Origin of the sequence: Phormidium tenue FACHB-1052, from assembly GCF_014696675.1 — a bacterium.
Lineage (GTDB): Bacteria > Cyanobacteriota > Cyanobacteriia > Phormidesmidales > Phormidesmidaceae > Nodosilinea > Nodosilinea tenuis_A.
Genome location: NZ_JACJQN010000004.1, coordinates 164,829 through 179,633, shown reverse-complemented (window position 1 = coordinate 179,633; position 14,805 = coordinate 164,829). Strand labels below are relative to the sequence as shown.

Genomic DNA, 14,805 nt, shown 5'->3' with positions numbered 1-14,805 from the left:
AGGATGCAATCAACTCGGTGACACTGAAACGACGGGCGTTTTTGCAGCAGGCGAGCTTGGCTCTAGGGGCGCTGGGGGTAGGTGGTTCGGCTTGGCTGTCCACCTACAGCCGTTACCAGGAGGCCCTGGCCAAGCCCGCCCGGCGGCGGCTGGCCTTGCTGATTGGCATTAATACTTACCCCGATCGCGCTCTTGACCCCGGCGTTGCCCAAGATATTGCCCTCAAGGGCTGTGTCACCGATGTGGAACTACAGCGACAGCTGCTGGTGCACCGCTTTGGCTTTCAGCCCGCCGATGTGGTAACGCTAACCAACCAGGAGGCCACCCGCGCCAATATTCTCACCGCCATTGACGAGCATCTGGTGCAGCAGGCCCAGAGCGACGATGTTGTGCTGCTGCACTTCAGCGGCTACGGCAGTCAGGTGCGCGTGGTTGAGGCTGAGGCCTCGGATGCTCTCCAGGCCGCTTGGGTAACGGTCGATAGCCGCCTACCCAGCGAAGCTAACCCTGCCCTGGGCGACCTGCTTGAGGCCGAAATTATCGCTCGACTCAGACCTTTAGCCACCGCTAACTTGACCACCGTCATCGATGCGGGCAGTCAGGATGCGGGCTATCTGCGCTGGGGAAATTCTCGAGTTAGGTCTCGGCCTACAGTACCCACGGGGCTGCTGCCCTCATCCACGGAAATATTTCCCTTGCCGTTAGACGATCCCTGGCCAGGGCTAGTGCTGCGGGCGGCTGACATGGGTCGACTGGTATTAGAAAGCCAGTGGGACGGGTTTAGCGCCGGAGTTTTCACCTATGCCCTCACCCAAAGCCTGTGGGAAACAGAACCTAACTCCACGGCTAGGGTCTTGATCCAGCGCGCGAGTTCGCGGCTCCAGCGATGGGTGGGGGCTGACCAGCAGCCTGGTCTGAGCGATCGCCTGCCCCTTCGCACCAGCCCAACGGCCTACGGTCTACCCCCCCAACTGCCGCCAGCGGCAGGGATAATTTTGTCGGCCAGCGATGAGCGCCCTTTGACCGCCTGGTTGGGGGGGGTGCCGCCCCAGGTGCTGCGTTACCTACAGCCTGGCTCTCGCTTAGTTGCCGGAGCTGATTCACCGGCCTTGCTTTTGCGGCTGGAGTCGCGTACGGGCCTAAAAGCAGTGGTTCGGCCATTGGAGGGCGAGGTTTCTCCGCCATCGCTTGCCCATCAGCCCCTGTTCGAGCAGGTGCGGCGGCTACCCCAAACTATCGATTTAATTGTCGCCCTCGACAGTCAGCTTAAGCGGGTGGAACGGGTGGACGCCACCAGCGCCCTGGCGGGTATCCCCCTGGTGACCTCGGTGACCGCTGGCGAAAAGGCTGCCGACTGCCTGTTTGGTCGCCTGCCCATTGGCCCGGTTTCCACCCTGACTGCGGCCCTGCCCAGTGCTGAGGAGGCCCAGCCCAAGCTGGGCGGCGATGCTCGGGGAGCCGCCCAGGGGGGAGAACGCCCCGCTGAGAGCAGCTATGGGCTGTTTGCCCCCAATCGCACCCTGCTGCCCGGCACCATGCTGGCCAAAGAAGAGGCGGTGAAAACAGCGGTCAACCGGCTCACCCCCTACCTGCAAACCCTGCTGGCCCTCAAGCTGGTGCGGCTGACCGAAAATCATGCGGCTTCTCGGGTGGGAGCGGCGGCGCTGCTGGAGGCGGTGCAGCCCAAGCCCATGCCGCTGCTGGTGCAGACCACCGAACGCAGCCCCACCGTCACCTGGCCTGTGGCGATGCGCCAGGCCCAGAAGGCCGCGACCGATGACCCGATTATGCTGCCCCGCGATGGTCGCATTGGCTATCGCCTGGCCAACACCTCGACCCAGCCCCTGCACCTACTGTGGATTAGCTTTGATAGCCGGGGCGAGTGCAATGCCCTGATGACACTGCCCAATGCGATCGCCGCCGATGGGGCCGAAGTACCCGCCGCTGCTATGCCCCTGGAGCCGGGTCAGCTCGTGTCTATCCCCGCCGATGGCGCGGGCTGGGCCATGGCCGGGGCAGCCACTTGGGTAGAGGCCTACGTCATTCTCAGCACCCAGCCCTTCGAACAGTGCCTAGCGGTGCTGGGCGATGATCCGCCGTCGCTGACTACAGGTTTTCGCCCAGTACCCCAGCCCCTGCGACTGGCCCAGGCGCTGCTGCAAGACCTCAGCGCCTACCCTGACGAGGAGAAGCCAGTCCCCGACTACTACGCCCTGCACCACGATCGCTGGGCTACCCTGAGCTTTCGCTACGCCATTGCCTGAGGCCTATGTCTTGAGCTTGCTTGAGCAACGGACGGCTAGGCAATCAGCAGCCCGATCGCACCGCCGATCCCCAGCCCCAGCAGGCAGGTCAGCAGCAAAATCAGGCTGGTTTTGCGGCCCTTGTTGCGCCGCAGCAGGCGATCGCCTAGAGCTGCTGTCGTCAGGCTGCACAGCACCGCCAGCAGTACCGCCAGCAGGCTGTAGAGAGCGATTTCTAGAAATGCCCTGCCGATGGTCAGCTCATCGAGGTTGTCGGTGCCCAGGTGATTGAGGGCGATCGAAAGTGCCACTGCCAGGGCCGTGCCCCCCACGATGCTGCCCAGCACCAGCAGGTTGGCCGTCAGCCACCGAAATCGCTTCAGCGCTTCGGGGCCTGCCAGAGTGCCCCCCTGTACGACGGTGCCAGCGGCGGCTATGGGCCACACCCAGGGGCTGGCCAGGGCAGTCAAAATCATCCCGGCAACGGCATAGAGCAGGCCGCACAGCAGCCACAGCCCAAAAAAAGGGCGGCGGGTCGAAGGTCGTCGTGCCGGACGCTGACGCGGTTGACGATTGAAGCCGGAGCGACGGCGCTGGGTCGGTTGGTTCATAGCAGACAGACCATAGACCGGTAAAATCCTAGGCTCTAGTTTGCCAGGAAGCGGAGCATTGTGCAGTAACCTGGTCATAATCCCTGTCATTTCGTCAATGAGTGTTCCCGTTGCTGCGCTAGTTCAAGGGTTGTTGGCGGCTTCTAGTTTGCTGGTAGGGGCCATTTTAGGCATTGCCTGGCGACCGGCGCGATCGCTCACGGCGGCAATCATGGCCTTTGGCAGCGGCACGTTGCTCTCTGCGATCGCCTTCGACATCACCCTACCCGCCTACCAGAGCAGCGGCTTTTTGCCGCTGGTAGCGGGCTTTGCCCTGGGCGGCACCCTATTTACCGTCATCGTCGGCTACATCGACAATCAGGGGGGCTTTATTCGCCACCCGTCGTCGTCGCGGCGGTTTCTCTACCACCACCGCCAAGACGAAGCCTCGGAAGTACTCGATCGCATCGGCCACATCGAAGTGCTCCACAGTCTTTCCCCCGACGAAATGCAGGCGATCATTCCCCTGCTCAAGCCGCTCCAGGTCGAGGCGGGGATGGTGCTGTGCCAGGAGGGTGCCCCCGGCAACTCTATGTTCCTAATTGTGGAGGGGGATGCTGAGATCTACAAAGGCCCCCAACGGCTGGCCGCTTTGGGCTCTGGAGAAATCTTTGGCGAAATGGCGCTGCTGACCGGCGAAGAGCGATCGGCGACGGTGGTCGCCAAAACCCCTATGGAGCTCTACGAACTCGACAAAGGTGATTTTGACGCCATGCTCACCTACGCCCCTCAGCTCTCCAGCGGGCTGAGCCGGATTTTGGCCCGGCGGCTGCGCGAAACTACCCAGTCCACCGCCAAGCTGGCTCCGGTGGATGACGACCACTGGCGGCGGCAGGTGCTCGACAGCGTTGAGGTCGATATCCCCATCTCAGAACAGCAGTTTAAAGAACTCGCCCAAAGCTCGGCCCCCTTGGCCATTCTGGTGGGCACCATGATTGACAACATTCCCGAGGCGCTGGTGATCGGCTTTCACGTGGGCACAGGTCACACGGGGGCGTCGTTCTTAATGGCGGTGTTTATCTCCAACATTCCTGAGGCTATGTCCAGCTCCATTGGCATGCGTCAGGCGGGCACCTCGGCCAGTCGCATTTTGGCCCTGTGGGGTGGGGCGGTGCTGCTCAGCGGGTTGGTTGCCATGGTGGGCAGTCAACTGGTGCCGGTGGTGTCGGAATGGATGCTTGCCATGGCCAAGGCCACCGCTGGCGGGGCCATCCTCGCCATGGTCGCCAGCACCATGATGCCCGAAGCCTACGAAATGGGCGGCGGTTCGGTAACCTTTTCCACCATTGCCGGTTTTTTAGTTAGCTTTTGGCTAGCCTCCTCGGCGTTTTGAAGTTAGCTAATCTTTGCCCGGGCAAAAATCTGGATGGATTCCCAATCCTGCACCATCAATCGTCAGGAAAATCGATAGCAAATCCAACGTTTGCCCTGCCCTGGCTCACTATCACCAGCACCAGGTATTGAGACAGATTGAGTCTGCCAACTTCCCGCCAAAATCTGTACTCCCTTTTGCTCGCCGTCGGATCGCTATTCCTCGGGGGGCAACTCTGGTGGAGGGGCGGCGGCATCGAGCAGGTTGGCCTTAGATTGCTTCAGATCTTTCCACAGGCGCTTAATTTGGTCGTAGGCTTCGTCAGCCGACATTTTGCCGCCGGTCTCCAGGTTGCAGACTAAGGAAACCCGCTGAGCGAACTCCTGCAGGTTAGCGTTAAACGCGAGCTGCTGAGGCGTAAATTCACCCCAGTACTTGCTGCGGGGGAAAAGGAAATTTTCCTTGGCGGTGGGTTGGTTGTCGGTCATGGCACCAGCGGGTGGAGGGCATAGCTCTTACCTTACATTAGATAAATTTTTGCCTGCTGGCGGCGATCGCAATTCTGACTGTGGTCTGCAAGTGGGCAATCAGTGGGGTTATGGTGGTTGGTGCGGTGGCAGTCAGCGGAATCTCTCTGTTAGCGTGATCTCTTGGCGAGCAAGGGCGGTGAACGGGGCAGTGGGGCGATCGCAAAAAAACTTGACGATCGATTTCCACCACCCAGGGGAGCTGTCGTTTAGATTAAGTTAACGATTAGAGAAAATTTGGGTACTGTACTCCTAGCTTAACTCTGTACCATTGCTCGACCCTGGCCGCTGCCCCCTGCGTTGAATCTTTCTGCCGTGCGATCTACAGTGTCTTGCTTGAGTCTGCTCTCCCCCCTCAGTCGATGGTGCTGGGGCGCGATCGCAGCCAGTGGATTGCTGGTGGGCGGGCTAGCAATGGCCCCTTCGGCAGCGGCAGCCGATTCGGTAACGGTGCGGCTGGGGCGACTGTCTCAGACGGTCAGCCTTGACGATCTCCAGTCGTTTGCCGCCACCGGTGAGGTACCCCCATCACTGCGGCTCTATCGGCCCCTGCTCAACGCCAGCCTCCAGGATGTGCTCCAGGGCGAAATTGCCCTCGAACCCGAGGTGGGCCAGGTAATTTTAGATGAAATTTTGCAGACCCCCGGCGGCGCACGGCTGCTTGATACCCTGCGGGCGATCGCACCTAACCTGGCCGCCGCCGACCTGCGCGTCACCCTAGAGCAGGTGTCTGAGGCGGAGGCCGGGCTTACCCTGCTGGGCATTTTGCGAGCCATGCCCCAAGACACCCTAGAAATTGATGTGGGCACCCTGCTCACCCTGGCCTCTCAGTTTCGCCTCGCGCAGATGGAGAGCCAGGCGCTTGGCCGAGTGCTGCGCCAGAATCCGGCTGAAACTGCCGTACCTGACCCGCTGCTGGGGCCTGATCCCTTTGCTATGGGTACCTCGGCGGTTGAGCGCTGGGAACTGGTGCTGCGCGATCACAGCCGCGATCGCAGCATCCCCATCGATATTTACTGGAGCAAAGACAGCCACGGCCCGCTGGTGGTGATCTCCCACGGGTTTGGGGCCGATCGCCGCTTTTTTGCCTACTTGGCTGAACACCTGGCCTCCCACGGGCTCACGGTGGTCTCAGTAGAGCACCCCGGCAGCAATGTTGCCGCCCTGCTGTCACTGCCCACCGATAACCTGCCTGAGGCCGCTGCCCAGAGCCGCATTTTACCTGCCACCGAGTTTCTTGACCGGCCTCGCGATATCAGCTACGTGCTCGATCGCCTGGAGAAACTCAACACCTACTCCTACAGCCTGCGCGATCGCATCAACACCGACCAGGTAGCCTTCATTGGCCATTCCCTGGGTGGCTATACGGGGTTAGCTCTGGCTGGGGCGGCGCTCGACCTGCGATCGCTTGAGGCCTACTGCCAAACCCTCAACCCCGTCAACGTCTCCCCTGCCGACTGGCTTCAGTGCGCCGCCCAAGACTTGCCCGTAAAATACGCTAACCTGCGCGACGACCGCATCACCCAGCTCATTGTGGCTAACCCCCTCACCGGAGTGCTATTTGGTGAGGCAGGGCTGAGCCGGGTGCGGGTGCCCACCCTAGTGCTGGCCGGCACCCACGATACCGTCACTCCCATGGCCAGTCAGCAGCTGCGTCCCTTTATGCAGCTACCCACCGATAAGTATCTTGTGACCGTGGTGGGTGGGTCGCATCTGAGCGTTGGTGATCCTAACAACCTCAACGCCGACCTGGGCCGCATTCCGTTTATGGCCGAGCTGCCCGACGTTACCACCGCCCCCCTGCGCATCTTTCTCCAAGGGGTGAGTTTCAGCTTTATTATGCAGCAGACTCCCGAAGCCGAAGTCTATAGCCCCGCTTTAAACCCCGCTGTGGCCCATGCGTTTTCGACGACGACCATGTCACTGCGCTTGAGTCAGACCGTGCCTGAGGGGCTGGCTGCCTGGCCCCGGCTGCGCCAAAGCGGGCCGCACCGCCAAGAAGGTCTGATCAGCTACCTGCCTTCTCTCCTCCACCTTGAGGCACTGGCCATTCAAGACCAGGTTCGGGCGCTCCAGCATCAGATGATTGCCTATCTGCGCCACTCCCCCCCCTCCCTAACAGCGATATATTGGCCCTGGTTGGTGCCCCAACTGCCAATGCAGGCCAACCAGCCCGGCAGCAAACCAGCCGCCGCTCAGTAGCGGCCTATGTTTTGGCGCTTAGCCCCGTCAACATGAGCTAGTGATATGAACCCAAAGCCACTATCCCTAGGAATCCATGGTGTACCCGTCGGGCATGATGGTGCCGTGGACATCGGTACGTCGCAGGTTGGTGTAGTCGAGTTTGGCGTTGATCATGACCGCATCGGTGAGGTCAGCCCCGCTGAGATTTGACCAGCTCAGGCGAGTGCGATATAGGGTCGCTCCCCGCAGATTGGCTCCCCGCAGCGAGCTCCAGCTCAGATTGGCCCCGCGCAAATTGGCATAGGATAAATTGACATTCACCAGGTTGGTGCTCGTCAGCTTAGCCCGGCTCATGTCGGCCTCCTGAAAATCAGCTCCCTCAAGGGTCGCTCCAGTAAACACCGCCCCCACTAGCACCGCTCCCCGCAGAATGGCTCGGTTCATCAGCGCACTGGTCATGTTGGCGTGTTCCAGGTTAGCGCCTTCCATATTCGTCGCCAGCATTCTGCCCCGGCTGAGGCTGGCCTCACTCAGCATGGCTTTGTGCAGCGTAGCGTGGTCGAGCACGGCTTCGTTGAGGTTGGTTTCGCGTAAAACCGCCTGGGTTAGGTCGGCTCGCACCAGGTTGGCGCTGCGCATACCCGCCTCGCTCAGGTCGGCTTCCACTAGGCGAGCATCGGCTAAGTCAGCCCCAATTAAGTTGGCTAAAATCAGCGTGGCTTGGTCAAAATTGACGTCGGTGAGCTTAGCTTCGCGGAAGTTGGCCCCCACTAACGTGGCTCCAGCAAAGGTCGTATTTTGCAGATTGGACTGACGGAAATTGGCCCCGCTGAGGTTTTGTCGACTCAGGTCAGCGCCAATTAGCTGAATGCCGCGAAAGTCTCGTTCTCCAGCCGCGTAACGCTCTAGGAGATCGGCAACGGTTATATCTATAGGTAGGTCAGGCAGTTGAGAACTGAAAAACTGGGAACTAGAAGGGGGCGTTTCCAAAGAAAATCCTCAACGGCAACGATAATTAGGGGTTGAGCTACAAATCTCAGCGTTTCAGGTCGCTGGAGTAATTTAGGCAAAAAAGAAGTGTCATTTGCCCTAGGCCGGATGTTTTAGGATAACCAGAAGCCTGCCTTCGGTAAACGGTTGCCTGACTATGACAGTTCTGATTTCTGCAACCTTAACAGTTCTCAATCTGCCCTACCGGGTGAGGCCAGAAAAACCAGCCGATTGACTCAGGCCATCGGCTTTAGTCGTTCAACCCTAGCCCATCCCTAGCGGGGGCGCGGCACAGATCTTTACCTAGGGTATGCTAAGTCTGGATTTTAGGTCGTTCTAGCCTGTCGTCTTGGTCGCTTATCTATGCCCCGATCGCTGCTCACCCTTCTGCGTCGCCGCCTATTTTGGCTCACTCTGCTGCTGACGGTGTGGCTCCTGTGCAGTGGTCAGGCTCCGGCGGGAGCGATGGCGCTAAAAGGCCAGGGGCAAAGTCTGGGCGATCGCCTAGCGGCGTTTCCCCAGTGGGGTACTAAGCCCGCCTTGCCTACGGCCCAAGGTGACTTGATCTACCCTGACTGGTTGCAGGGCAAGTGGCAGCTAACCAGCACCCTGGTTGATCTGGCTGCCCCAATGGCTCCTGAGGTGGTGACCCCCGGCTTTGAGGGCAACCGAGCCCAGCTAGATCTACCCGTGACCTGCTCGGTGCAGTTTGTCGCAGCGCCCCAGGGGGCACGGGGGCCATTGGGGGCAGCGCAGCGTTTAATTCCTGCTGTAGCCGGTTCGCCTCAAACCGTGGCCGATCGCGCCTTTAATGGGTTCAGTATGGCCCGCGCCTACCTAGGAACAGCGGTGCAGGCGGTCAAGGTAGACCCTAATAATCCTAACCGCCAGGTGACGCTGCTGAAGGGCGATCGCCAGCTTGAATCAACTGTGACGGCCCGAGCCGTTGAAGTGCCTGGGGAGGCTGAGTTTATCACTGTAGAGCGATTCCAGCAGGTGTTTCGGGGTGGCGTTGCGGTTCCTTACTTCAACGAAGTGGAAATTACTACCGCCTACCGCCGAGCGGCAGATGACTCTGGAGCAAGATCCACCGATCGCATAGGGGCCGACCAGGTGACGGCGGTGTATTTATCGCCTCAAGATCCTGATTTTCTCAAGGCGCAAAATCGACCTGTGGCTCTGTATCGCTATCGACTGGAGCTGGTGCCGATATGAGCTGAGTACGGGCGTCAGTGGGCTATTCTGACCAAATCTACACCGTTGAACCACGCTTCCGAAGGCTGTTGTCCTGCCTCGCCGCTCTTCTAGCGGCTCACTCAGAGCGTTCTTGATGCAAATTTAATTTACTGGCACTTCAACGCTGCAACGAATCGCAGTAGCATGGGCATGGGCTCGAAATAGCCTTTGGCTCCAAGCGAGTATATGCTGACGCTAACGATAAATTCTTTGCATTTGCAATTGTTCTCTCGATTAAATTTGCTTTGCCATTGAAAAATGCGCTGATCTTAAGGATGCCTGTTCAATCAGGCTCAGGCGCTTTGAAGCTGCTTTTGTAATTTTTTGTCTTTCCTGGGCAAGCTTGGCTGCAAGCTAGCTTGCCAGGCTTTAAACAGACTGCAATCTCGAAATTTCTAGGCAAAATTGTTGTGCCTTAAGCTGCCGGACGCTTGGCGGTTCTGGTTTTATGACTGGTCGGTGCGCTCCGATTTGTGCAGCAGTGCCTGCTTTCCCTTGTAATTCTATTGGAAGATAGCCATGTCCGGCTCCCAGACAGCCAATCAATCTTTGCCCAATGCTGCTCGACCCTATCGAGTTGCGATCGCAGGCACCATTACCAACGCCGCTACCGGCGACATCATGCCCCAGGCGGTGGTGCGCATTACCGCTGCTCCGGTAGCCTTTATCGAGGAGATACTGGCGTTTTTAGTCGCTGCGATCGCCCATCAGCCTGAAGTTCAGGCCAATTACAGTCACATGGTCGAAGACTGGCAGCGGTCTTTGGCTCCCCTAGCCCCAGCGCAGCGGCTGCTCGATTGTCTAGAGTCACCGCTGGCCCTAGCCCGCCCCGACCAAACCCAGAGCGGTGGGGATGGCCACTACTGCTTTTACGACCTGCCACCTGGTTCCTATACCCTCACAGCCACCTATATCTTGCCCCACCGTGGCCAAGGGGTGACCTCTGCTCAAGTGGAGGTACTCCACAGCGATCGACGGCTCAGCTTTGCGGCTGCGGATTTGGCCATTAGCCTGGTGCCGGGGGCTTGTCCGTTGCCGGTAGTGGGCGATTGCCTACCGTCGCCCTTAGTCGGCCCAGAGCAGGCTTGGCATACCCCAGCCGCCGCTTGCCCTAGGGCTGAAACTCTGTCTCGTTGAGCAGGGCCAGGGCGGTGCGCCACACCATATAGCCGTCCTGGTTGAGGTGCAGTCCGTCGGTGGTGAGGTCGGCTCGCAGGTAGCCGTCGCCATTGGTAAACAGCGGATACAAATCCAAAAACTCGGCCCCGGTCTCAGCGGCTACGGCCTTAAGCTGGGCGTTCACCGTGCGAATTTGATCGGGGGACACGGCCACTAGGCGATCGCGCCCTTCCCAGGTGGCCATCTCGCCGCCGTGGGGCAAAATTGACTGCACCACCACCCGCGTTTGGGGATGAGTCCGGTGCAGGTAGTCCACCATTTTGCGGACGTTGTACACCAGGTCAGCCTCAGAGCCGCCCCAGATCAGGTCGTTGATGCCCACCATAATGAACACCGCTTCGGGGGAAGTGTTGTCGAGCAGGTAGAGGCGATCGCGCAGCCCGGTCGATTTTTCCCCTGAGATGGCCTGGTTTAGCCAGGTTCTGCGCCCTGGCAGCATGTTGGCCGGAAACCACAGCGTCAGCGAATCGCCCAGCAAAACCGTTTGACTGGGAGCATCGATCGCAACCATCGCCTCCGCTTCGGCGGCCAGCAGCGCCACCCACTGCTCATAGTCGAGGCTGTGGCGCGTGCCCAAACCGGGTTCCAAGGGGGCCACGGTTGGCAGCGGGTCGGCAGCAAAGGCATTGGCCTGGGGCAGCACCGCATCCCCCGCCTGGCTCAGCTGCCGCAGCATCACCATCGCTGTGATAAACAGCAGCCCATTCAACACCAGCGACAGCAGCGCCCAAGGGGGAACTCCCTGGAGCCGATGCAGCGCCAAGCGAAACTGAAGATAGGGTTGAAGCGGTAAAGCCACAGCGATATACCTACAAACCTGGAGCTAGAGAACCAGCCCTGCCAATGGGTCAAATTGTAGATAGATTTTCCCCTACAAACCACTTTGCCGCGAGGGTTTTTTACTCGCTTTAAAGGATGGCACCAGGTAGGCTACACGTTGAAGCGAAACAGCATCACGTCGCCCTCCTGCACCACATACTCTTTGCCCTCACTGCGAACCTGGCCCTTATCTTTGGCCGTCGCCATTGAGCCTGCCGCCACCAGGTCGTTATAGGCCACCGTCTCAGCGCGAATAAAACCCCGCTCAAAGTCGGTGTGAATGACCCCAGCGGCCTGGGGAGCCACCATGCCCGCCTTGATCGTCCAGGCGCGGGTTTCCTTTGGGCCGGTGGTGAAATAGGTGCGCAGCCCCAGCAGTTCGTAGGTGGCGCGAATCAGGGTCTTGAGGCCGCCTTCTTCGACCCCGAGGGCTTCGAGAAAGTCCTTGCGCTCCTCGTCGTTCAAATCCACCAGTTCTGACTCTACCTGGGCCGAAATAACGACCACCTGGGCATTTTCTGCCGCCGCCACCGCTCGCACCTGCTCTACCCAGGCATTGCCGCTGGCCAGATCCTCTTCAGAGACATTGGTGGCATAGATGACGGGCTTGCGGGTGAGCAGCCCCAGGGGCTTGATAATTGCCTCGGCCTCGGCGTCGAACTCTACCTGGCGGGCGGCTTTGCCCTCGTTGAGCACCGGCAATATTTTTTCTAAAATGGCCAGCTCGGCCTGGGCCTCTTTGTCGGCGCGGGCCAGTTTGCGCACTCGATCGACCCGGCGCTCGAGCTGGGCCAAATCAGACAGGGCCAGCTCCAGGTTGATCACCTCGATGTCGCGCACCGGATCCACCGAGCCGGAGACATGGATGATGTCGTCGTCCTCAAAGCAGCGCACCACGTGGACGATCGCATCCACCTCGCGAATGTTGGCCAAAAACTGGTTGCCCAGCCCTTCGCCCTGGCTGGCCCCCTGCACCAGACCGGCAATATCGACAAACTCAACCCGAGCGGGCACAGTCTCGACAGAGCTAGAGATGTCGGCCAGCACCCGCAGCCGGGCATCGGGCACCGCCACAATCCCGACGTTGGGCTCAATGGTGCAAAAGGGAAAGTTGGCGGCCTGGGCCTTGGCGTTGGCCACCACGGCATTGAACAGGGTCGATTTGCCAACGTTGGGCAGGCCAACAATGCCAGCTCGTAACATGGGGTAACTCTAAAATGAAATTGCTAGATAGGTGTTTGCCAACTGCGGCAAACACCTATCTAGCATAGGAGAGGATGGGGCCATTGCGGAGGTGTTGCTATACCCTTAAGTCAAACCAAACCAACGACCGCAAAAGGGTGAGCTATGGCTGGAGTGACTGGGGCAGGGCAGCGGGTGCGGCCCATTCTAGTGGCAGGGCTGGTGGCGCTGGGGCTAGCGGGGTGCAGCACTCTGGGGTTGTCGCGATCGCCCGAGGGCACCAGCGAGATGAGCAACCAATACGTCGCTCAGGGGTTTCGCGGCAACATGCTGGTGAGCCGCATCAAGCCCGTGCAGATTCGTCTGCCCAGCGGCTGGAGCGCGGCCCCCGCTGGCACCCTGCACAACAACGCCGACCTTGAGGCCTATAACCTCGACGAAAACATGTTTTTGGTCGTGCTGGGCGAAAATCGCGAGGCGGTAGCCCCCGGCAATATCGAAGAGCAGGCCAATATTTATCTACAAATTCTCAAGGGTGGCTTTAGTCAAGTGCTAGCCAACCAGAGGCGCACCAGCGTCGAGCGCATCAGCAGTTTTCCGGCGGTGCAGTACGAGGTGCGGGGCGATGTGTCTGAGCAGGCCGTCGCCTACCTGCACACCACCATTGAAATGGGCGAAGAGTATTACCAGGTGGTGGTGTGGACTCCCGACGATCTGCGCATGGCCAACGCCGACGCCATGCGGGCCATAGTCGAGGAATTTCGCGCTGCTCAGCTTTAAGCGCCGCCATTCTGTGGCCTAATAGAGTCTGTGGCTTTGCGGCTATTACGCCTCGGCCTCAGCTCTTAGACCAAGGACATTGCCATGCTGCGCTGGCTTATTGCACTGTTTTCTACCCTAGCCGTTTTCCCCAACGCTATGACTGGCCTGAGTCGTAGTCTTGGTCTGGCCTGTGCGGCCCTGGTGCTGTGGCTCAGTCTGGGCGGACAGCCCGCTGCCCTGGCTGGCCTCACCGACGACAATTATGACGGCAATATCTTTGCTCTCTATGCTGGCAATGGGTCGCTAGTGCCGCCCAAGGTCAGCCTAGAGCAGTCGCTGCGCTACGGCAAGGCCGCTATTGTGGTGATCTACGTGGATGACAGCAGCGACTGTAAGAAATTTGCGTCGGTTGTTTCTCAGCTGCAAGCCCCCTACGGACGGGTGGCTAACTTTGTGCCGATTATGGCTGACGCAATTCCGGTCAAAGCCTCCTACGAGCCCTACGAGCCCGGCTACTACTTTAAGGATGCTGTTCCTCAAACCCTGGTGTTCAATGCCCAGGGGAAGCTGGTGTTTAACGAAGTTGGCCTAGTCCCCTACGAGGCGATCGACGATGTCATGCGAGAGGTGTTTGACCTACTACCCCGCACCGAGTCGGAAGAGCTGCGCCGCCGCCCCATCAACGAGGTGAACTCGGAGCTGGTGCCGGAGCAGTAGCGCTATCTTTAGAAAAGTTTGGTTCAACCACTGCTGGAAAGCTGGCGAAATTACGTTTTACCCAGTCCATGCCCACCTCATTGTTGAGCTTGATTTTTTGCGGACTGTTGGGGTAGATCTTGCCTAAAATATCGGCATCTTGATCGACCACCACTTTGCCAAAGTTGAGATAGCTGCGCCCCAGCAGATTGAAGGCGGGATGCTTCGCTAGCCCAAACAGCAAAATATAGGTGCGAGTGCGGTTTTCGGCCTCGGGCACAAACAGATGGCACTGCACCAGTTTGCCCAGGGGTGACTCTCCGTGAAAAATGACGAGAGACGGAAAGTGATTTTCGAGATGGGCCTCGATGGTGCCGGGCAGCAAAAACAAGTCTGGACGACGCAGTTTTTCCCCTAGGGCGTAGGGCGCGGTGGGCATGGCGTAGTAGGCATGGGATTCGTGTCCGCGATCGACGAACTGGTGGAACTGCACCTCGGCAATGCGAAACAGATCGCGGTGGGTGCCATTTTGGTGATTGTAATCATGCATGTTGAGCAGCATGGTGAGTAAGTCGGTTGCCACTGTGCAGTCGGCGGTGTGGCCGATGAAGGTGTAATCGGCTGCGATCGCCCCTAGCACCCCTGGAATTGGCACCTTGGGTTCATAGCCGCCATAGGACCAAACAAAATCGCCCTGAACAATCAACTCCAAAGGTTCTAACTGAGGTAGAGTTTGCCGATCGGAACCCGGCAGTACCGTGCAACCCCGACTATCAAACCCAAGAGCGTGGAAGGGGCAGACGACTCGGCTGTTGCTATCACCCGCTGCTTCGCACCAGCCTTCTGACAGCATCGCCCCCATGTGCGGGCAGGCGTTGGGCAGGGCATGAACCTCGCCTGCGCCATCTTTCCACAGGACGTAATCATTACCGTAGAGGGAAATTTTGCGGGGTTGGTTAGTAGTCAGCATAGACTTGTGCGCCGCCAGCCAGGGCGCACCGGGAAGCATGGACTGCATAGAAGCC

Annotated in this window: 13 protein-coding genes; 7 read left to right on the top strand and 6 right to left on the bottom strand. The window is 59.4% G+C overall.

All coding sequences use genetic code 11. The features are described from left to right. Positions 1–17: 17 nt before the first annotated feature. Positions 18–2,264, top strand: a complete 2,247-nt coding sequence (locus tag H6G07_RS08230) for a caspase family protein (protein WP_139296973.1) — start codon at positions 18–20, stop codon at positions 2,262–2,264. Positions 2,265–2,299: 35 nt separating this feature from the next. Here H6G07_RS08230 and H6G07_RS08225 read toward each other — a convergent pair whose 3' ends face one another. Continuing rightward, positions 2,300–2,854, bottom strand: a complete 555-nt coding sequence (locus H6G07_RS08225) for a hypothetical protein (protein ID WP_073607840.1) — start codon at positions 2,852–2,854, stop codon at positions 2,300–2,302. A 97-nt stretch (positions 2,855–2,951) separates the two neighbouring features. On the opposite strand from H6G07_RS08225, the gene H6G07_RS08220 reads away from it, so the two are divergent. Next, positions 2,952–4,226 (top strand): cyclic nucleotide-binding domain-containing protein, encoded by a 1,275-nt coding sequence (locus H6G07_RS08220; RefSeq protein ID WP_073607841.1) that lies wholly within the window; start codon positions 2,952–2,954, stop codon positions 4,224–4,226. 194 nt (positions 4,227–4,420) lie between these two features. On the opposite strand, the gene H6G07_RS08215 is transcribed toward H6G07_RS08220, so the two are convergent. Then, the gene (locus H6G07_RS08215) at positions 4,421–4,693 is read right to left on the bottom strand and encodes a DUF7219 family protein (protein ID WP_073607842.1); all 273 of its coding nucleotides are present in this window, start codon (positions 4,691–4,693) and stop codon (positions 4,421–4,423) included. A gap of 354 nt (positions 4,694–5,047) precedes the next feature. Here H6G07_RS08215 and H6G07_RS08210 point away from each other — a divergent pair, with 354 nt between their 5' ends. Further along, positions 5,048–6,934 (top strand): alpha/beta fold hydrolase, encoded by a 1,887-nt coding sequence (locus H6G07_RS08210; protein ID WP_190740701.1) that lies wholly within the window; start codon positions 5,048–5,050, stop codon positions 6,932–6,934. 66 nt (positions 6,935–7,000) lie between these two features. On the opposite strand, the gene H6G07_RS08205 is transcribed toward H6G07_RS08210, so the two are convergent. Beyond that, positions 7,001–7,906: a pentapeptide repeat-containing protein gene (locus tag H6G07_RS08205; protein WP_084173005.1), complete on the bottom strand. Its 906-nt coding sequence runs from the start codon at positions 7,904–7,906 to the stop codon at positions 7,001–7,003. Positions 7,907–8,269: 363 nt separating this feature from the next. On the opposite strand from H6G07_RS08205, the gene H6G07_RS08200 reads away from it, so the two are divergent. Continuing rightward, positions 8,270–9,121, top strand: a complete 852-nt coding sequence (locus tag H6G07_RS08200; RefSeq protein WP_073607844.1) for a DUF6816 family protein — start codon at positions 8,270–8,272, stop codon at positions 9,119–9,121. Between the two features lie 540 nt (positions 9,122–9,661). Beyond that, complete coding sequence (locus H6G07_RS08195) at positions 9,662–10,279, top strand: carboxypeptidase-like regulatory domain-containing protein (RefSeq protein WP_073607845.1); 618 nt, start codon at positions 9,662–9,664, stop codon at positions 10,277–10,279. On the opposite strand, the gene H6G07_RS08190 is transcribed toward H6G07_RS08195, so the two are convergent. Continuing rightward, entirely contained in the window at positions 10,254–11,120 is an 867-nt protein-coding gene (locus H6G07_RS08190; protein ID WP_084173007.1) for a GDSL-type esterase/lipase family protein, read from the bottom strand. The two genes, H6G07_RS08195 and H6G07_RS08190, sit on opposite strands and share 26 nt — an antisense overlap. Positions 11,121–11,251: 131 nt before the next feature. Next, positions 11,252–12,343, bottom strand: a complete 1,092-nt coding sequence (ychF, locus tag H6G07_RS08185) for a redox-regulated ATPase YchF (RefSeq protein ID WP_073607846.1) — start codon at positions 12,341–12,343, stop codon at positions 11,252–11,254. 144 nt (positions 12,344–12,487) lie between these two features. Here ychF and H6G07_RS08180 point away from each other — a divergent pair, with 144 nt between their 5' ends. Together H6G07_RS08180 and H6G07_RS08175 are read left to right on the top strand one after the other, a co-directional pair. Then, positions 12,488–13,102 carry a hypothetical protein gene (locus H6G07_RS08180; RefSeq protein ID WP_073607847.1) on the top strand — a complete coding sequence of 205 codons (615 nt, stop codon included), beginning with the start codon at positions 12,488–12,490 and terminating at the stop codon, positions 13,100–13,102. Positions 13,103–13,186: 84 nt separating this feature from the next. Beyond that, entirely contained in the window at positions 13,187–13,801 is a 615-nt protein-coding gene (locus H6G07_RS08175) for a thylakoid membrane photosystem I accumulation factor (protein ID WP_171972979.1), read from the top strand. Here the strand turns inward: H6G07_RS08175 and H6G07_RS08170 are convergent. Further along, positions 13,764–14,798: a Rieske 2Fe-2S domain-containing protein gene (locus H6G07_RS08170; RefSeq protein ID WP_073607848.1), complete on the bottom strand. Its 1,035-nt coding sequence runs from the start codon at positions 14,796–14,798 to the stop codon at positions 13,764–13,766. The genes H6G07_RS08175 and H6G07_RS08170 overlap by 38 nt on opposite strands. Positions 14,799–14,805 lie beyond the last annotated feature (7 nt).